The 19,042-nt window shown below is 71.4% G+C and carries 12 protein-coding genes and 3 pseudogenes; 9 read left to right on the forward strand and 6 right to left on the reverse strand.

Annotation, left to right across the window (positions count from 1 at the left end):
• Positions 1–3 precede the first annotated feature (3 nt).
• On the forward strand, positions 4–855 hold the full coding sequence (gene fdhD / locus M2157_RS10290) for a formate dehydrogenase accessory sulfurtransferase FdhD (RefSeq protein WP_280865075.1): 852 nt from the start codon (positions 4–6) through the stop codon (positions 853–855).
• 16 nt (positions 856–871) lie between these two features.
• Here the strand turns inward: fdhD and M2157_RS10295 are convergent, their stop codons facing one another.
• On the reverse strand, positions 872–1,399 hold the full coding sequence (locus tag M2157_RS10295) for an isochorismatase family protein (RefSeq protein ID WP_280861512.1): 528 nt from the start codon (positions 1,397–1,399) through the stop codon (positions 872–874).
• 137 nt (positions 1,400–1,536) lie between these two features.
• On the opposite strand from M2157_RS10295, the pseudogene M2157_RS10300 reads away from it, so the two are divergent.
• The 3 genes and pseudogenes from M2157_RS10300 to M2157_RS10310 form a co-directional block, all read left to right on the forward strand.
• Positions 1,537–1,647: pseudogene (locus M2157_RS10300) on the forward strand (zinc-binding dehydrogenase); the annotation flags it as partial.
• Between the two features lie 105 nt (positions 1,648–1,752).
• A complete protein-coding gene (locus M2157_RS10305) occupies positions 1,753–3,615 on the forward strand; it encodes a sialidase family protein (RefSeq protein WP_280865076.1) in 1,863 nt (620 codons plus the stop codon).
• Between the two features lie 11 nt (positions 3,616–3,626).
• Entirely contained in the window at positions 3,627–4,853 is a 1,227-nt protein-coding gene (locus M2157_RS10310) for a DUF4185 domain-containing protein (RefSeq protein ID WP_280865077.1), read from the forward strand.
• On the opposite strand, the gene M2157_RS10315 is transcribed toward M2157_RS10310, so the two are convergent.
• The gene (locus tag M2157_RS10315; protein ID WP_280863735.1) at positions 4,789–5,814 is read right to left on the reverse strand and encodes a bile acid:sodium symporter family protein; all 1,026 of its coding nucleotides are present in this window, start codon (positions 5,812–5,814) and stop codon (positions 4,789–4,791) included. The two genes, M2157_RS10310 and M2157_RS10315, sit on opposite strands and share 65 nt — an antisense overlap.
• 190 nt (positions 5,815–6,004) lie before the next feature.
• On the opposite strand from M2157_RS10315, the pseudogene M2157_RS10320 reads away from it, so the two are divergent.
• Together M2157_RS10320 and M2157_RS10325 are read left to right on the forward strand one after the other, a co-directional pair.
• Positions 6,005–6,869: pseudogene (locus M2157_RS10320) on the forward strand (LysR substrate-binding domain-containing protein).
• Positions 6,870–7,202: 333 nt separating this feature from the next.
• Complete coding sequence (locus tag M2157_RS10325) at positions 7,203–9,029, forward strand: AMP-dependent synthetase/ligase (protein WP_280861516.1); 1,827 nt, start codon at positions 7,203–7,205, stop codon at positions 9,027–9,029.
• A gap of 8 nt (positions 9,030–9,037) precedes the next feature.
• Here the strand turns inward: M2157_RS10325 and M2157_RS10330 are convergent, their stop codons facing one another.
• A complete protein-coding gene (locus M2157_RS10330; RefSeq protein ID WP_280861517.1) occupies positions 9,038–9,826 on the reverse strand; it encodes a Tat pathway signal sequence domain protein in 789 nt (262 codons plus the stop codon).
• 201 nt (positions 9,827–10,027) lie between these two features.
• Here M2157_RS10330 and M2157_RS10335 point away from each other — a divergent pair, with 201 nt between their 5' ends.
• Positions 10,028–10,864: an aldo/keto reductase gene (locus M2157_RS10335; RefSeq protein WP_280861518.1), complete on the forward strand. Its 837-nt coding sequence runs from the start codon at positions 10,028–10,030 to the stop codon at positions 10,862–10,864.
• A 451-nt stretch (positions 10,865–11,315) separates the two neighbouring features.
• Here M2157_RS10335 and M2157_RS10340 read toward each other — a convergent pair whose 3' ends face one another.
• Both M2157_RS10340 and M2157_RS10345 read right to left on the reverse strand, forming a co-directional pair.
• Positions 11,316–12,020, reverse strand: coding sequence for an SDR family oxidoreductase (locus M2157_RS10340; protein WP_280865078.1), 705 nt, complete (start codon positions 12,018–12,020; stop codon positions 11,316–11,318).
• 69 nt (positions 12,021–12,089) lie between these two features.
• Positions 12,090–15,593 (reverse strand): hypothetical protein, encoded by a 3,504-nt coding sequence (locus M2157_RS10345; RefSeq protein ID WP_280865079.1) that lies wholly within the window; start codon positions 15,591–15,593, stop codon positions 12,090–12,092.
• Between the two features lie 354 nt (positions 15,594–15,947).
• Between M2157_RS10345 and M2157_RS10350 the strand changes: the two are divergent.
• A pseudogene (locus tag M2157_RS10350) lies at positions 15,948–16,412 on the forward strand (glycosyltransferase family 39 protein); the annotation flags it as partial.
• A 763-nt stretch (positions 16,413–17,175) separates the two neighbouring features.
• Here the strand turns inward: M2157_RS10350 and M2157_RS10355 are convergent.
• Complete coding sequence (locus M2157_RS10355) at positions 17,176–18,060, reverse strand: class I SAM-dependent methyltransferase (RefSeq protein WP_280865080.1); 885 nt, start codon at positions 18,058–18,060, stop codon at positions 17,176–17,178.
• A gap of 148 nt (positions 18,061–18,208) precedes the next feature.
• Here M2157_RS10355 and M2157_RS10360 point away from each other — a divergent pair, with 148 nt between their 5' ends.
• Positions 18,209–18,985, forward strand: coding sequence for a phytanoyl-CoA dioxygenase family protein (locus M2157_RS10360; RefSeq protein ID WP_280861523.1), 777 nt, complete (start codon positions 18,209–18,211; stop codon positions 18,983–18,985).
• Positions 18,986–19,042: the final 57 nt, after the last annotated feature.

Here is a 19,042-nt window from a genome sequence, read left to right on the forward strand (position 1 = left end):
CATATGGGACGAGTCACGGAACGACGCAAGGTGATCCGCATCCGCGACGGGGCGATCTCCTCCCGCCCCGACACCCTGGTCGCCGAGGAACCGCTGGAGATCCGCCTCAACGGCAAACCCCTCGCCATCACCATGCGCACCCCCGGCGACGACTTCGCACTCGCCGCCGGCTTCCTCGTCAGCGAAGGCGTCCTCGCCCACCACAGCGACCTGCGCAACATCGTCTACTGCGCCGGAGCCACCACCGACGGCTCCAACACCTACAACGTCGTCGACGTCACCACCGCCCCCGACACCCCCATCCCCGACATCACCCTCGAACGCAACGTCTACACCACCTCCTCCTGCGGCCTGTGCGGCAAAGCCAGCCTCGACGCCGTCCGTACGACGACCCGCTGGCCCCTCTCCGACACACCCCCGGTCCGTATCGAACCCGACCTCCTCGCCAGCCTCCCCGACCGGCTCCGCGCCGCCCAACGCGTCTTCGACCGCACCGGCGGCCTGCACGCCGCCGCCCTGTTCACCGAACACGGCGAACTGATCGACATACGCGAAGACGTCGGCCGCCACAACGCCGTCGACAAACTCATCGGCCGCGCCCTGCAACACAACAACCTCCCCCTCACCCGCGTCATCCTCCTCGTCTCCGGCCGCGCCTCCTTCGAACTGGCACAAAAAGCCGTCATGGCCGGCATCCCGATCCTCGCCGCCGTCTCCGCACCCTCCTCCCTGGCCGTCGACCTCGCCACCGAAACCGGCCTCACCCTCGTCGGCTTCCTCCGCGGCCACTCCATGAACGTGTACGCGGGAGAACACCGGCTCGCCCTGGAAGCCACAACGGCCACCCAGAGCTGACCACTGGTCCGAGCCTTCAGGCCGCCACGAAGCGCACCTGCTCCACCGTCGCCACCGTGCCCAGTCGCGGGAAGTCGAGCCGTGCCGAGGCGTCGTGCTCGGCGGCGGTGAAGGCCGCCATGGCGTCCTCCACGAAGACGAGGTCGTAGCCGAGGTCGAGGGCGGCGCGGGCGGTGGACTCGACGCCGAGGTTGGTGGCGATCCCGCCGAACACCAGCGTGGTGACGCCGAGTTCACGAAGGCGCGCGTCCAGGCCCGTGCCCTGGAAGGCGCCGATGGTCCGCTTCACGATCTCGATGTCACCGGGCCGGGAGAGGCCGGGCACCAGCCCGCTGCCGGGTGGCTGGTCGGCGACTCCGGGCCGCTCGACGCGCACGAGCACGACGGGTGCGCCGACGGTGCGGAAGGCGGCCGCCAACTTCTCGGCGGCGGCGAGGACTTCGGTGCCTTTGCGGGGTTCCAGGGGCAGCGCGACGATCCGGTCCATCAGATCGACGAGTACGAGGGCGCTGCGCGTGGCATCGAGCGCGAGGGGTCCGGTCATGACGGAACGTTATCCGTCATCAGCCCTGCGTACCGGAGATCCGATCAACAGGCTCATGAACGACGAGCGAGGGACACCGTGTTCTTACGGCGGTCCGCGGGTCCGGTTCGCAGGACGAGACCTGCGGGTTCATGCACGGCCACCTCCGGCCCGTCGTGCACGGGGAGTTCGCCCTGGAGGACGCGGCGGTGGCGCACGAGGTGATCGAGCCGCGGCGCAGCCTCGGAAAAGTCGTACTCCATCCGTGACGGGACACGCGCCCGGTTCTTGTGAGGCGCAGGGTGCGGAACTACCGTCCGTGACCCGAAGGTCATATTTCCGGATGTACAGACAATGAAAGGGCAGGTTCGCCCGTGCCGTCGAGTCGCGCACGTCCGAGATCCTTCCTGACCGCCGTGTCCACCACCGCCGCGCTGCTCGCCCTTCCGAGCCCGGCTGAGGCCCAACCACCGTCCGCCGCACCGGGGTTCGAGCAGCAGATCCTCTTCAAGGCGGACCGGGACCCCGGTTACGCCTGCTTCCGCATCCCGGCGATCGTCCGGACCACCGGCGGCACCCTTCTCGCGTTCGCCGAGGGCCGGGTCCTCAACTGCGGGGACGCCGGTGACATCGACATCGTCCTCAAGCGCTCCACGGACGGCGGCCGCACCTGGGGCCCGCTCCAGGTGGTCAGCGAGGGCGCGGGCGACACCCACGGCAACCCGGCCCCGGTCGTGGACCGCGGGACGGGCCGGATCCTGCTGGCCGAGACGTACAACACGGGCCGTACGGACAGCGGGAATTGCCGGGTGCCCTGCGACCGCGTCCCCCACCTCCAGTACAGCGACGACGACGGCCTCACCTGGTCCGCGTCCCGCGACCTGAGCGAGGAGATCCTGCCCCCGCGGTGGAACTCCTGGTACGCCACGGGCCCCGTGCACGGCGTCCAGCTGAGCCACGGGCACCACGCCGGGCGGCTGGTGTTCGGGGTCAACGCCGAGACGTGGGACGGCAGTCGGATCACCGACGGTCACGCGGCGCTCGTCGTGAGCGACGACGGAGGTGAGCACTGGAGGGTCGGCGCCACCGACTCCTGGCGGGTCGCCGCCGACGGCACCTTCCGGCAGAAGCCCTCCGAGGTGACGCTCACCGAGCGCACCGACGGCTCCCTCCTCGTCAGCGGCCGCGAACAGGAGGGCAGCGACCTCGGCCACCGCACCCAGGCCGTCAGCCTCGACGGCGGTGACAGCTTCGACTCGCCGTTCCGGGCCCTCCCGGACCTGTACGCACCGCAGGTGCAGTGCGCCACCCTCGACCTCGGCGAGCGCATCCTGCTGTCCTGCCCGGGGGACCCGGACCGCCGTCGCACGATGATGATCCGCTCCTCCTACGACGGCGGCCGCACCTGGGACCCCCTCGACCGCGGCACGGTCGTCACCACGGACTGGTCCGGCTACTCCGACCTGGCACAGGTCGACGAGAGCACGGTGGGCCTGCTGTACGAGGGCGGGGCGGTCGACGCGCGCGACGAGATCCGCTTCGCCCGCTTCACCGAGGACCGGCTGACCCCGCGCCGCGGCCCCGACCCGACCACCCCCGACCTCGCTCCCCTCGCCCCGGGCGCGGCGGTTCTCGGCGGCGCCCGCGAGACGGCCGGGGTCATCGGCGGCGCCCTGGAGTTCGACGGCGCCGACGACGCCGTACGTCTGCCCTATCGCGGGGAACTCCCGCTCGGTACCGAGGACTTCACCGCCTCCCTGTGGTTCCGGTACACGGCCACGACCGGGCAGCAGCCGATGCTGTGGATGGGCGGTGCCGGCATGGGGCAGCCGCAGGTCTGGCTGCGCGGGGAGCCCGCGAGCGGTCGGGTGCGCGGGCTGATCACCGTGCGGGCGGGCGCGAGGACCCTGCGTACGGCGTGGGTGAGCACGAGCGGCGCGTACAACGACGGGCGGTGGCATCATCTGGCCCTGCGCCGGGGCGGCGACCGGCTCACGCTCTTCGTCGACGGTACGGCGACCGAAACTCCGGACGTGTCCGGCTCGGTCAGCCGCGACTCGCCGTTCGGCGTGCACATCGGGCAGCGCATGGACGGCCGGGCCCACTTCACCGGCGCGATCGACGACGTCCGGGTCTGGGACCGGGCCCTGACCGACGAGGAGATCACCGGCTCGGACGCCGTCGCGGGGGACACCGTCCTGTGGCTGCCCATGGACCAGGTGAGCGACAGCCGCTAACGTCGCGAACCGTGCCCGAGGACCCACGAGCACGACAGCGAACGGGCACCGGCGTCGGTCTGCTGCTGGCGCTGGTGCTCGGAGCCGTGCTGATCACCGCTCTTCCGGACGGCGACGGGCGGGACGCCGGCGACTGCACACCGCGCACCGTCGGCTCCTGGTCGGCGGACGACCGGCTCACCGCCGAGTTCGCCCGCTACGGCGACGACGCCACCCGCGGCGACGACTGGACCGGCGGTGACGGCACCCACTCGGTGCGGCTGCCCGACGGACGGCTGCTGTGGCTGTTCTCCGACACCTATCTCGGCCAGGTGTACGGACCGCCCAACCCGTTCGGCGAGTCGCACGCCTGGCGCGACACCACCGCTCCCCTGGTGCGCAACTCGGCGGTGCTGATGCGCGACGGCCGCCTGGAGACCACCCTCCCCGCGCCCCTGTTCCCGGACCCCGGCCCGAACCAGTGGCGCTGGCCGGTCGCGGCCCGCGTCGAACCCCGTTCCCCCGGCTCGGACGAACAGGTCGTCCGGGTCCTGCTGTGGGTGCGCACAGCCGGCCAGTACCCCTGGGTCTACGGCGTCCCGACCGCCACCGAGGTCGCCACGCTCTCGTTGCCCGACCTGCGCGTCGAGTCGATCACGAAGGTCCTCGACGGGCAGCAGATCGAGGACCCGTCCCGGCGGGTGCTGTTCGGCACGACGCTGGTCGAGGACGGCGAGTGGACGTACGTCTTCGGGGGCGACGACGGCCAGGCCGCGTCCCGTTCCGCGTCGTCGGCGTATGTGGCCCGGGTGCCGGAAGGCGGGCTCGCGGAGGCGGGCGCCTGGGAGTACTGGGACGGCTCGGCGTGGACGACCGGCGCCCGCCCGCGCCCGGTGCTCGGGGACGGACGGCGCACCGGGGTGGGCAGCGCCTTCTCCGTCGTACGGCAGAACGGAACGTACGTGCTGTTCACCATGGCCGCGGGGACCAAGGGGCTCGCCGCCGTGACCTCGTACTGGGCCTGCTCCCCCACCGGACCGTGGCACGGTCCGGAGAAGGACTTCGCCCCGCCCCTGCCCCCGGGCCAGGTCGCCGCCTACAACCCGCAGGCGCACCTCGAACTCAGCGGCGGGGGACGGCTGGTGCTCAGCTACGACGTCAACTGGCTGGAGACGGCGGCCGCTTCGGCGCAGCTCAACCGGAACGTGTCGCTGTACCGACCGAGGTTCGTGACGCTGCGGCTGACTCCGACGCGCTGACCGCCGCGGTCCCCTCCGGGACGGGGTCGTGCGAGCGGCGCTTGGCGATCACCGCGCAGACCATCAGCTGCATCTGGTGGAAGAGCATCAGCGGCAGCACGGCGAGGGAGGCGTGCGCGCCGAACAGCACGCTGGCCATGGGGAGTCCGGAGGCGAGGGACTTCTTGGAGCCCGCGAACTGGATGGCGATGCGGTCCTCGCGGCCGAAGCGGAGCGCCTTGGCGCCGTACCAGGTCAGCGCGAGCATCAGGGCGAGCAGCACACCTTCGACGATCAGCAGTCCGCCGAGCCTGAGCGGGCTCACCTGGTGCCAGATGCCCTGGACCATGCCCTCGCTGAACGCGGTGTAGACGACCAGCAGGATCGACCCGCGGTCGACGAGGCCGAGGACCTTCTTGTGCCGGGTGATGAACCCGCCGATCCAGCGGCGCGTCAACTGCCCCGCCACGAACGGCACGAGCAGCTGGAGCACGATCTCCAGGAGCGAGTCGGCCGAGAACCCCCCGCCGCTGCTGCCGAGCAGGGCGGCTGCGAGGAGCGGCGTGATGACGATGCCCACCAGCGAGGAGAAGGAGCCGGCGCAGATCGCGGCGGGCACGTTTCCGCGGGCCATGGAGGTGAAGGCGATCGAGGACTGGATGGTGGACGGGACCAGGGTGAGGAAGAGCAGGCCCTGGTAGAGCGGGTCCGTCAGGAAGACCGGGACGAGTCCGCGGGCGGCCAGGCCCAGCAGCGGGAAGATCACGAACGTACAGGCGAGGACCGTGACGTGCAGCCGCCAGTGCTTGAGCCCGTCCAGGGCCTCACGGGTGGAGAGGCGGGCGCCGTAGAGGAAGAAGAGGAAGGCGATCGCCGCCGTGGAGGCTCCGGAGGCCACGTCCGCGGAGGTCCCGCGTGCCGGTACGAGGGCCGCGAGGCCCACCGTGCCGAGCAACAGCAGGATGTACGGGTCGACCGGCATCCAGGCCGGCCACTTCAGGCGCTTCACGGTGCTCCACTTACTCGTGTTCGACGGCGGCACATGGACACATGGCCATGACGGGCACCTCCCTCAGGACGGGGGGTCCCCCTCCATCGTCCTCTTTCACCCCTTGATCGGGAATCCCGCATACCACTCTGACTGTCATCACGTTTCGCGATAGCCTGGCGCCATGTACGACCCGTCGCAGCTGCGTACGTTCCTGGCGGTGGCGCAGACTCTGAGCTTCACGCAGGCCGCCCGGCGGCTGGGGCTGCGCCAGTCGACCGTGAGCCAGCATGTACGGCGGCTCGAGGACGCCGCCGGGCGGCAGCTGTTCACCCGGGACACACACTCCGTGGAGCTGACGGAGGACGGCGAGGCGATGCTGGGGTTCGCGCGCCGGATCCTGGAGGTGCACGACCAGGCCACGGCGTTCTTCACCGGCACCCGCCTGCGGGGGCGGCTGCGGTTCGGGGCGTCGGAGGACTTCGTGCTGACCCGGCTGCCGGAGATCCTCGAGGGCTTCCGGTACGACCATCCCGAGGTGGATCTGGAGCTCACGGTCGAGCTGTCGGGCACGCTGCACGAGCAGCTGGCCGCCGGGAAGCTGGACCTCGTGCTCGCCAAGCGGCGGCCGGAGGATCCCCGGGGTGAGCTGGTGTGGCACGACCGGCTGGTGTGGATCGGGGCGGAACGGCTGCGCCTGGACGCGGATCGGGCCGGTGCCGCTGATTGTGTATCCACCGCCGGGGATCACTCGGACCCTGGCCCTGGAGGCGCTGGAGCGGCAGGGGCGCGAGTGGCGGATCGTGTGCACCAGCGGGAGTCTGAACGGGCTGATCGCGGCGGCGCGGGCCGGGCTGGGAGTGATGGCGCACTCCCGGGGGCTGGTCCCGCCGGGGCTGGTGCGGATGCCGGACCGCTTCGGACTGCCCGAGCTCGGGCGGGTGGACTTCGTGCTGGTGCACGGTCGTCGGCGTACGGCAGCTCAGGGAGCGGCGGACGCGCTTGCGGCCGCGATTCTGGCGGGTGGGGACCGGCTGCACCGGCGGTGACGGGCGTATCGGCATCCCCCCGGGCGGAGTGACAAATTCCGGGCCGGCGGCGCTGAGAGAAGACAAGACGGCAGCCCGTGAGTAACCGTTTCACCAGGGCCGCGAGCCGTAGTCGGCTCGTACAGATTCGGTGGAGATTACGGCCGGGAACCTTACTCAACCGTCAGTTTTCTGTCCGACCCTTCCCCATGTGAGCGTATTTTCCGGCACTGACCAGGCCATACGTGAGCACCGCTCGGCTTCGGCCCCTCTCCCGCCGGATGTCTGGGTGGGGTAGCTTTCACGGCGCTGTGCGGAACGTCACTGAGCGCCAGGGAGAGCGGGGAGCGGGGTTTGCGCGAGTTCACCAACCCTCCGTTGGCGTTGGCACCCCCGGTGGGCGGACTGGCCGACGTCGTCTTCGAGCATGCCCAGAACGACCCGCTCCGCATCGCCCTCGGCCGCAAGGACGAGAACGGACAGTGGCGGGACGTGACGTCCGCGGAGTTCCGCGACGAGGTCATGGCCCTCGCCAAGGGATTGCTTGCCCAGGGCATCCGTTTCGGTGACCGGGTCGCGATCATGTCCCGCACCCGCTACGAGTGGACCCTGTTCGACTTCGCGCTGTGGACGATCGGCGCGCAGGTGGTGCCGGTCTACCCGACCTCCTCCGCCGAGCAGTGCTTCTGGGCGCTGTACGACGCCGAGTGCACGGCCGCGATCGTGGAGCACGAGGACCACGCGATGACGATCGCCACCGTCATCGACCGGCTGCCGCGGCTGCACCGGCTGTGGCAGCTGGACTCCGGCGCGGTGCGGGAGCTGTACGACGCGGGCGCGGCCATCGAGGACGACGTGGTGCACCGCCACCGGCAGGCCGTGACCCCCGACTCGGTCGCGACGATCATCTACACCTCGGGCACCACCGGCCGGCCCAAGGGCTGCGTGATCACCCACGGCAACTTCATGTACGAGGCGGACACGGTCATCGAGCGCTGGGAGCCGGTGTTCCACTCCAAGAAGGGCGACGAGGCGGCGACCCTGCTGTTCCTGCCGCTCGCGCACGTCTTCGGGCGGATGGTGCAGGTGGCCGCGATCCGTGGCCGGGTCCGCTTCGGCCACCAGCCGCAGATGAACGCGGCCGCTCTGCTGCCCGACCTCGCCGCGTTCAAGCCGACGTTCTTCCTCGGAGTGCCGTACATCTTCGAGAAGGTCTTCAACGCCTCCCGCCGCAAGGCCGAGAAGGAGGGCAAGGCCGGTCCGTTCGAGAAGGCCGTCGAGGTGGCGGTGAAGTACGCGGACGCCATGGAGGCCAAGGCCTGGGGGATCGGGCCCGGTCCGTCGGCGGGGCTGCGGATGCAGCACCAGCTCTTCGACAAGCTCGTCTACTCCAAGATGCGGGCGGCCATGGGCGGCCGCATCAAGCAGGCCATGACCGGCGGTTCGGCCATGGACCGCAAGCTGGGACTGTTCTTCGCCGGTGCCGGCGTGCACATCTACGAGGGGTACGGCCTCACCGAGACGACGGCGGCGGCGACCGCCAACCCGCCCGAGCGCACCCGCTACGGCACGGTCGGCCAACCCATTCCCGGCATGACCGTGCACATCGCGGACGACGGCGAGATCTGGCTGTACGGCGCCAACGTCTTCCAGGGCTATCTCAACAACGAGAAGGCCACCGACGAGACCCTGCACGACGGCTGGCTCGCCACCGGGGACCTCGGCTCCCTCGACGAGGACGGCTATCTCACCATCACCGGCCGCAAGAAGGAGATCCTCGTCACCTCCGGCGGCAAGAGCGTCTCCCCCGGGGTGCTGGAGGAGCGGGTGCGCGACCATCCGCTGGTCTCCCAGTGCATCGTCGTGGGCAACGACCGCCCCTACATCGCCGCCCTGGTCACGCTCGACCAGGAGGCCGTCGAACACTGGCTGGGGATGCGCGACAAGCCGCGGATGTCCCCGGCCCAGCTGGTGCGGGACGCCGACCTGGAGACCGAGGTGCGGCGGGCCGTGGTCGCCGCCAACACCCTGGTCTCCCAGGCCGAGTCGATCCGCACCTTCCGTATCCTCGCCCAGCCCTTCACCGAGGAGCACGGGCTGCTGACCCCGTCCCTGAAGCTCAAGCGCAAGGCGATCGAGACGGCGTACGCGGACGAGGTCGAGGCGCTGTACCGGGCCTGAGCCGTGTGTCACACGAGCTGGTAGCCGCGCAGCCTGGTCAGCAGGAGATAGGTGTCCTGGAGGGATCCCGAGGTGTCGCCGAGGGAGCGGTAGATGCCCCACTTCGGGCGCACCCGGTCCGCCAGGAAGGTGTCCACCCCGGTCTTCGACGCGTCGATCACCGTCGAGCCGCCGGACTTCAGGATCCAGCGGACCGAGCCCGCCGAGCCGTTGCCCACCTTGATCTGGAAGTCGACGTCCGTCCATCGGTCGTGCAGCGGGTCCAGGCTCGTGCGGCCCACCAGGATGTCCTCCTCGAACAGCTTCAGTTCGATGGTCTGCGCCCCGTTCACCCGGCGGAGGGACTGCACGACGATCGGCGAGGTGCCGCTGCCCGGCTGCTTCATCTGCATGATGTGGGTGAAGCTGGTGGTCGCCTTCAGTGAGCTCGGGATGTACATCGAGTACGTGATCCGCCAGGTCTGGCCCTCGGTCCACTTGAGGTAGCTGCCGGAGCTCGTCCGCAGACCCGTGACCTCCTGGCGCTGGCGGTCGGTCGACGTGTCGCGGTCGGCCATGTGCATGTTGAAGCGCCAGTTGTCGCCGGTGGCGTAGATGTGGGGCTGCCCGGCGGGGTGCGAGTCGGCGCGGTCGTCCTCGATGGTCTCGAAGGCACCGAGGCCGTCACTGCTCGCGGACGGGGACCACTTCTGCTGCCAGGAGGCGGCGTGGGCGGTGGTGGCGGCCGGCAGTCCGACCGCGGCTCCCGCGGCACCGGCGAGTGCGGCGCCCAGCAGGACCCTTCTGGATGTGCTCATGACACAAATCACCTCACAGGTTGGTGTTCACATTCATGCACGACGTTCAGTGACGCAATCCAGAGTCGCCGCAGGGCAGTTGGCGGTCAATGGTCCGGACTAAAGAGGGCGGGACGGATTCTCCGGTCAGGAATGCATCACGGCTCGTGATCGTTGACGATAGGAGTGCCATCTGACGACAACCGTAAGGATCAAGAGCTCGTGAGCAGCAAGGTCCCCCCGATCATCCTCAACAACGGCGTCGAGATGCCCAAGCTGGGTTTCGGCGTCTGGCAGGTGCCGGACGACGAGGCCGAGCGCGCGGTCACCACGGCGCTCGAGGCCGGGTACCGCAGCATCGACACAGCGGCGATCTACGGCAATGAAGAGGGCACCGGAAAGGCCATCGCCTCTTCCGGAGTGGCCCGCGAGGACATCTTCGTCACCACCAAGCTCTGGAACAGCGACCAGGGCTACGACTCGACCCTGCGTGCTTTCGACACCTCGCTGGAGAAGCTCGGCCTGGACTACGTGGACCTGTACCTCATCCACTGGCCCACGCCCTCCCGTGACCTGTACGTGGACAGCTACAAGGCGTTCGAGAAGCTGCACGCCGACGGCCGGATCCGGGCCATCGGCGTCTCCAACTTCGAACCCGACCACCTGGAGCGGCTGATCGCCGAGACGTCCGTCATCCCGGCCGTCGACCAGATCGAGCTGCACCCGCACCTGCAGCAGCACGCGGCCCGGGAGTACCACGCGGAGCAGGGCATCGCCACCGAGGCCTGGTCGCCGCTCGGCTCCGGCAAGGGTCTCCTGGAGGTCCCGGCCATCGTGGCCATCGCCCGGAAGCACGACCGCACTCCGGCCCAGGTCGTGCTGCGCTGGCACCTCCAGCTCGGCAATGTCGTGATCCCGAAGTCCGTGACCCCGTCCCGGATCAAGGAGAACATCGAGGTCTTCGACTTCAGCCTGGACGCCGAGGACCTGGCGGCGATCAGCGCGCTCAACGAGGACCGGCGTCTCGGCCCGGACCCGTCGACGTTCAACGCCGCCTGACGACACACCGTTCCGGCCGGCGGTGGGGTCCCTGTCCCAGGGGCCCCACCGCCGGCCGTCGCGTGTCCGGCGCCAGCCGTCAGACTCGCCGCCCGATCAGCCGCACGACCCTGCAACGCCACCCGACGCCACACCAGTTCGGCCGACGGTACGGCCCCAGTCGCAGAGACCCCACCGCCGGCCGTCACGTGTCCGGCGCCAGCCGTCAGAGTCGCCGCCGATCGGCCGCGTGACCATGCAACGCCGCCCGACGGCACACCTTTTCGGCCGACGGTACGGTCCCAGTCATAGGAGCCCCACGCCGGCATGTGACCGGCGCCAGCCATCAGACGCGCCGCCCCATCGGCCGCACGACCATGCAACGCCACCCGACGCCACACCAGTTCGGCCGACGGTACGGCCCCAGTCGCAGAGACCCCACCGCCGGCCGTCGTGTGTCCGGCGTCAGCCGTCAGACGGGCTGGCCGATCGGTCGTACGACGACGGTGTTGATGTCGACGCCCTCCGGCTGCCGTACGGCCCACACCACCGAGTCGGCGATCTGGTCGGCGGTGAGCAGGTGGCCGGGCGGGAGGCTGCCGTAGCCGTCCCAGAACGGCGTCTCCACACGGCCGGGGGCCACCAGGGTGACACCGACGCCGAACTCGGTGACCTCACGGCGGGCGTTCTCGGCGAGCCCGGTCACCGCCCACTTGGTCGCCCCGTAGATGTTGCCGGGCCCGTGGATGAATCCGGCGACGCTGCCGATCAGCACGATCCGGCCGCGGGTCTCCTTGAGCGCGTCGATGGAGGCGCGGATGAGGAGCGCGGGGCCGAGCACGTTGGTCAGCACCATCTCGGTCCAGCCGGCGGGGTCACCCCCCGCGACGGTGTCATGGGTGGCGAAGCCCGCGTTGGCGACGACCGTGTCCAGTCGGCCGAACTCCTTGAGCGTGCCGTCGACCGCGGCGCTGACGTCGCCGTACTCGGCGGCGTTGCCGACGAACGTCAACAGGCCGTCCGGGTTGCCGAGTTCCTCGGCGAAGGCACGCAGACGCGGCTCGCCCCGCCCGGTGACGGCCACCCGGTGTCCCGCGTCCAGCAGTTGCCGTGCGACCGCGGCGCCGATACCGCTGCCGCCGCCGGTGATGAGCGCGACCGGTGAATCGTCGGACATGGCTTCCCCCTGTGTTCCGCTGCGATCTCGTGGATGGCAGGGAGTACATCAGTTGAAGCGTTCTCGAAGTCAAGTGCCGCAGGTTCGGCGGTGGTCGGCCGACGGGAAGTAGCGCCGCCACTCCGCCTCGGTGAGGCCTGTCGACACCCGGGCGCACACACTCCGCGCGGCCCGCTCCGGGGCCGACGGGAGGGCCCGGTCGGCCAGATGGGGTGTGGCGATGTGCAACTCTCCGCCGTCCCGGGTGAATCCGAGGGCGAGCACCGGGGAGTCCCCCGCGGGCAGGGAGGCGGCGGGCAGAGCGGGCGTGGCCGTCTCCCAGACGTTCACCACTCCGTCGGCATCGCTCGCGGCCACCAGGGCACCGTCGGCGGAAAAACCGAGCGCCGGATCATGGCGGTTGGAGCCGCCGCTCCTCAGCACGGCCAGCCTGCGCCAGCTGTGCGCGTCCCACAGGGTGAGGCGGCCGCGGACGTCGGCGGCGGCGAGGTACCGACCGTCGGGACTGAAGGCGCCTGCGGTGAGGTAGTCCTCGCCCTCCACTCCCCTGACTCCCTTGAGCCGCTTGCCCGTCGAGACGCTGACGAGCGTGCCCTCCGAGGTCAGCGCGGTGCGGCCGGTCGGGTCCGCGGTGACGGTGTCCCGCTGGTCGACCACCGGGGCCTTCCGCGCCCGCACCGGCCGGCCACGGCTGTCGAACGCGGCGGTCCGCGCCGCCCGGTCCCGCCAGGCGGTGCCGGTCAGTCCCTGGAGCGAGAGAGTGTGCACCGAACTGGTCCGGCCCTGTTCCCGGTAGCGCAGCACGCCCGCGTCGAGGTCCAGACGCAGGTCGCCCACCGCCGACGAGTCGACGGGGAAGGTGAGCAGCGGCTCGCGCGCGCTGTCGTCCGCGGGGTCGGGCAGGTCGGGGCGCCACAGGGCGATGGAACCCAGGGTCCAGGTCAGCGCGTAGTCACCGGCGAACTCCACGCTGTATCCGCCACCGGCCAGGGGCAGCCGGGGCCGTTCCCGTCCGGCGCGGACGTCCCAGGTGACGACACCGCCGGTGGTGACGCTCGCAACGGCCCGGCTGTCGGCGGTGAAGGTGAGCTCGTCGCCCCGGCACACGGCCCGTCCGGTCGCGGCCGGGACCGTGGTGGCGACGGGGCGCGGCTCGCCGGTGTCGAGGACGCGCAGCTGCCCGCCGAAGTCCGTGCACCAGGCGAGGTAGCGGCCGTCGGGGCTCCGGGCGGGCAACGCGCCGTCACCACTGCCCCGTTCGTACCTGAACCGCACCCGCTGCCGCGCCACGTCCCACACCTCCAGCGTGGCCCGCGAGTCGGTCGCGCCGTGGACGAGACGCCGTACGAGCAGGGTGCGCCCGTCCGCGGCGAACCGCACGTCGACGTCCCGCCAGGAGCCGATCGGCAGCCGGTACGTCCTGCCGTCCGTGAGCCCGCCGACCCGCAGGCCGGTGCCGTCGAAAGACATATAGGCGACGAAGCGCCCGTCCTCGCTGACGTCGGTCACGCCCTCGGACAGCCCCGGGAGCCTGACGGACCGGAGCCGGCGGTGCGTGGGCACGTCCCACTGGACGACCTTGTCACGCACCACCGTCGACAGGATCCGCCCGTTGCGGCTGAGCCAGGAGGGCGCGTCCATGGCCCGCGCGTCCCCCTCCTCCGGCTCGGTGAACACGTCCCGCTCGCTCTGTGCGACGGCCGTGCGCAGCGCCTCGCGGGTCTCGGGCAGATCGGCGGTCCGCCAGGCGGCCAGGGCCAGACGCATCGCGGTGCGAGGGTCGCCCTCGCGCAGGGTCTCCACCAGGGCCGCGGCCCGGCGGGCCTCCGCCTCGTCGCGCTGCCGGGCACTGACCCCGCTCTGCCGCCAGGCGGCCGCGCCCGCGACCACGGCCAGGATCAGCAGCACGGCGAGCGCACCGGTCAGGGCGCGCAGTCGGCGGGCGGCGCGGGTCGCCGCACGGCGGCCTCGTTCGTACGCCTCGACGCTCGCGGCCAGGAAGTCCCGCTCGAGCCGGTTCAGTTCACCGCGGCCACCATCGTCACCGCCGTCACCATCGTCACCGCGGCCACCATCGTCACCGCGGCCACCATCGTCACCGCCATCACCACCGTCACCGCCGCCGCCTTCGCGCCCTTCGTCGCCGAAGGTCTCGCGGGCCTGTGTCAGCCGCGTCCCCCGGTACAGCGCGCCCGGGTCCTGCCCCAACGCGTCCCAGGTGTGGGCGGCATCGGTGAGCGCGCGGTGCAGACGCAGCCGTTCGCGGTCCTCGGCCAGCCAGCCTCGCAGCCGTGGCCAGGCACCGAGGACGGCCTCGTGGGCGAGGTCGACGGTGGTGCCGTCGACCGTCAGCAGCCGGCTGCGCACGAGCTGCTCCAGGACACGGGCCGTGGTCCCGTCCGCCCCGAGTTCCGCGCGGTCCACGGGTCGCCGGGTGTCCGCGGTGCCGTCGCCGGGGTTCACCAGGCGCAGCAGCAGGCGGCGCAGCGCGACGGCCTCGGCGGGGGCGCACCGGGCGTGCACGGCCTCCGCGGTGTGCGCGACGGCGCCGCGGACGCCTCCGACGGCTTCGTAGGCGGCGAGGGTGAGCGTCTTGCCGGTGCGTCGGCGCCAGACCTCGCGCAACGCGTGGGCCATCAGCGGCAGCCCGCCCGGTTCACCGGCCACGTCCGCGACGATCCGCGCGGTCAACGCCCGTTCCACGACCAGCCGTTGAGCGGCGGCGGGGCGCACCACGGCCTCCCGCAGCGCCGCCGGCGGCATTGGTCCGACGAGCAGCGTGGAGTCCCGCAACGCCTCGGCGAGCGGCCCGTGTTCGGCGCACCGGCCGTAGAAGTCGGCCCGCACGGCGATCACCACGCGCAAACGTGACGCCGGATCGACGGCCGCGAGCAACTCCCCGAGGAACCGGGTGTGTTCCTCGGGATCGGCACCGAGCGTGAAGACCTCCTCGAACTGGTCGACGACGAGGAGGGTGTCGCCAGGACCGTCGTGCGGGGTGAAGAGGGCCTCGTGGGTGCGGACGGGACGGGCGCCGGGGGTGAGCAGACGGATGGCGGCGAGGTCCGTGCCCCTCCCGGCCGAGGGATCCCGCAGCGCCGGTATCAACCCCGCCCGCAGCAGTGAGGACTTGCCGCTGCCGCTCGCCCCGACCACCGCCACGAACCTCTTGCCGGTGGTGAGTCCGACGAGTTCGGCGATCAGGTCGTCGCGCCCGTGGAAGTGCTCTCCGTCCGCCGTCTCGAAACGGGCGAGTCCCGGATAGGGGCTGTCGTCCTCCTCGGCGTCGCCGACCGCACGCGCATCGGCCGACTCGGCGGCCGCCTCCCGCCACCGTCGCTCCCACTCCCCCGCATCACCGTCGCACGCGGCGACATACGCGAGGAGCACCGGCAGGGTCGGCAGCCGTTCACCGGCCGCGGCGGCGGAGAGTGTGGGTGCCGAATACCCGGCCCGGTCCGCCATGGCGCGGTAGGTCGGGGTGCCCGCCTCGTCGCGCAGCTTGCGCATCTCGAACGCGAACCGCTGCACGGCCCCCGCCCCCGGATCGAGCGGCTTCTCCCGGCGCCCCATGTGCGTCTCCCCCTTCGCCCACAGCAGTCCCGCACGTCGGCAGCCGCCCCCGCGAATTGATTGGCCCGCCGATTCGGGGCTGCCCAACAATCCTCCAGCCTCTGAACTCGTCGGTGCACGCCCACTCACCGGGCCCCGAGCTCCCGCCACGCACCGGAGTCAGTCATCGCCACCACACACTCACCAGGACCTCTGCGACGGCCGGTTCGGTTGCCGGGCGCGGCGTCCAGGACCGCGCCCTCCGCCGGGCGGCCCTGGTTCGCGCTCGTCCCCGCCGCCCTCTCCCTCGCCCTCGGCCTGTGGGGCATCCGGCGCGGCGGCAGCATCTGGCGGGACGAGGTGGTGACGTACGACATGGCAAGGCGCTCCCTGCCCGACCTGTGGACCACGCTGGGGCACGCCGACGCGGTGCACGGCCTGTACTACCTGCTCATCCACGCCCTGTTCCGTCTGTGCGGCGACATGGACCCCCTGCTCGTGCTGCGCCTGCCCTCGGTTCTGGCGACCGCGGCGGCGGCCGGAATGCTGGCGCTGCTGGGCCGGCGCCTCGCCGGACCGCGCGCGGGGCTGCTGTCCGGGATCACCTTCGCCGTGCTCCCGCCGGTACAGCGGTACGCGCAGGAGGGCCGTTCGTACGCGCTCGTCTGCGCGCTGATCGTCGGGGCGACATACCTGCTGGTGCGGGCCGCGGACCGCCGTACACCCGGAGCCTGGGCGGCCTACGGCGCGGTCCTGCTCACCGCCTGTCTGCTGCACGAGTTCGCCGTCCTGGCCCTGCCCGCGCACCTGCCGGCGCTACCGCGCTCGGCCCGCCGCCCCGCCGTCCGCGTCGCTCTCGCGGTCTGCACCGGCCTGGCTCCCCTGTCCGCGCTGAGCATGCGCCAGTCGGACCAGGTGTCGTGGATCGGCGGCCTGGGAACGGGTGCGCTGCTGGGCTTCGCCGGAGTGAGCGCACTGGCTCTGACCTGCGCCGCCCCGCTCCGACGCGGCCCCGTGCCCCGGCTGGCCCTCCCGCTGGCGATCCTGCCCGCGCTCACACTGATCGTCCTGACCCCGTTGAAACCGCTCTACGTCGACCGCTATGTCCTCTACGGCCACGCGGGCACGGCCCTCCTGATCGGCGCGGCCCTCGACCGGCTGGGCCGTACCCGGACCCTCGCCATGGCCGCGGCCGTGCTCGCCCTGCTACCGGTCACCCTCCCGTTGCGCACCCCGGAGAGCCGCACCGACGACGCCTCAGCGATCGCCCGAGCGATGAGCACCGCACACGCCGAGGGTGTCGTCTACATGCCGTCCCGCCGCCGGGTGTGGTCACTGGCCGACCCGGACTCGGTACGGCGGCTGCGCGACCTGGCCCTGGAACGCGGCCCGGCGGCGTCGGGAACCCTGTACGGCACGGAGGCCCCTGCCCCAGTGATCCGCGCCCGCATGCTGGCGACGGAACGGATCGTCGCCGTAGGGGATCCGGCAGGGCAGCCGCTGGACGGGACACCGCGGGAGGAGATGAAACGGCGGGTGCTGGCCGATCACTTCGTGCCCTTCCGTGTCCGGCACGTGAGGGGCGCATTGATCACGGAGTACCTCAACCGGTCCGCACAGCCGTGTGCACCGTGTGCACCGCCAACACGAACACGTCCGCGCGCCGATGCACACTCGCCGCGTCCTCAGGATCGAGCAGCCGGTCGAGCGTGTCACGGTCGTCCGCATCCAGATGCTCGGCAAATCCTTCCAGCCACCCGAGCGACGCGGCGATGTACGCACGGGCCCGATCGGTCGTCGGCGCCGGAAGATCCAGCATGAAGCTGCGCGTACCGGTGTGCCGCAGCCCGGCGGAAGCCATCAGCGCGGGCCAGTCCTCGACCTCGGCGACGGAGTCGGCCAACCCCGCCCGCATCTGCGCGAACCGCTCCTCCTCCAGCGCGTCGAGCCGCGCCTGGAGCCCCGGCCGGCCGATCCCGATGTCCCGGGGCAGGAAACGCGCGGGCAGCCCGCCCTCCATCAGCGCCAACGTGCCACCCCGCGCCAGGCGTGCGGCGAACGCGGCGATCCCGGCCCGCTGGTCCCCGAGGTGGTGCAGGCTCCGACTGGCCCAGAGGAGGTCGACGGGGTAGTCCAAGTCGTCGAGGATCGCGGGCAGTTCACCGACGAGAGTCCCGAAGCGGTCGGCGACACCGAGCCGCGCTGCCCGGGCCCGGGCCCGCTCAAGCAGCGGTTCGGCCCCGTCGACGGCGACCACCCGGGCCCCCGGAAACGCCTCGGCGAGCAGACAGGACAGCACCCCGGGCCCACTGCCCGCGTCGACGATCAGCCCCGGCTCGGTCTGCTTGTGCCCGAGCCAGGCCAGCGCCCGCTCGTACAGGGGCGTGAACAGTTCCGCCTGGGTCTCCAGGTGCTCGGCCATCCCGGACCAGTCGATGTCGCTGTGGTCGTGGTGGGGGTGACCGTGGGTGTCGTGATCGTGCGCCATGGTGCCAGCCTCTCCTCGGGATGCGGCCAGCGTGCGCCGACGCACCGCGAAGAGGCCAGCGATGTTGCCACGACAGCAAAAAACACGGCAAAGCGGACGCAAAGAAAATGGGATGCGCCCACCCCGGCCGCTCCCCCACGATGACCCCATGGACGACGAACTGGTGGAGCGTTTCCTCGAAGACGGTTTCGTGAAGATCGAGGGCGCCTTCCCGCCACGCGTCGCCCAGCACTGCGCGTCGCTGCTGTGGCGGGAGACGGGCTACGACCCCGAGGACCCGGCCTCCTGGAAGGATCCGGTGGTGTGGGTGGCCGGAATGGCACAGGGCCCGTTCGCGGCGGCCGCCAACTCTCCGGTGCTGCACGAGGCGTTCGACCTGCTGGTGGGCGAGAACCGCTGGCAGCCCCGCTACTCACTGGGCACTTTCCCCTTGCGGTTTCCGCACGCGGAGGAACCGGACGACGCGGGCTGGCACATTGAGGGAAGCTACCTCCCCGAGGACGCGCCCGCCGGCATGTACCACACCAACCTGCGCTCCAGGGACCGCGCCCTGCTGATGCTGTTCCTGTTCAGCGAGGTCACCGAGACCGACGCCCCGACCCGCATCAGAATCGGCTCCCATCTCGACGTACCGCCGGTCCTGGAGCCGTACGGCGAACAGGGCGCCTCCTTCCTTGAGTTGGGTCCGAAGGTGGACGAGGCCTCGGCACACCGCCCGCTCGCCCACGCCACCGGCAGCCCGGGGGACGTCTACCTCTGCCACCCCTTCCTGGTCCACGCGGCCCAGCCCCACCACGGCACCAGCCCCCGTTTCATGGCGCAGCCGCCCCTGCTCCCGGCGGTGCCGTACGAGTTGAGCAGAACCGACGGCGACTATTCAGCGGTGGAGTTCGCAATCCGCCGGGGCCTGGCCCAAGAGAACTGACCAGACCCCGGCGGCGTGATTCTTTTAGGGGCGCGGGGAAACTGCGCGACCAGCCAC

This window comes from Streptomyces sp. SAI-127, from assembly GCF_029894425.1.
Taxonomy (GTDB): Bacteria; Actinomycetota; Actinomycetes; order Streptomycetales; family Streptomycetaceae; genus Streptomyces.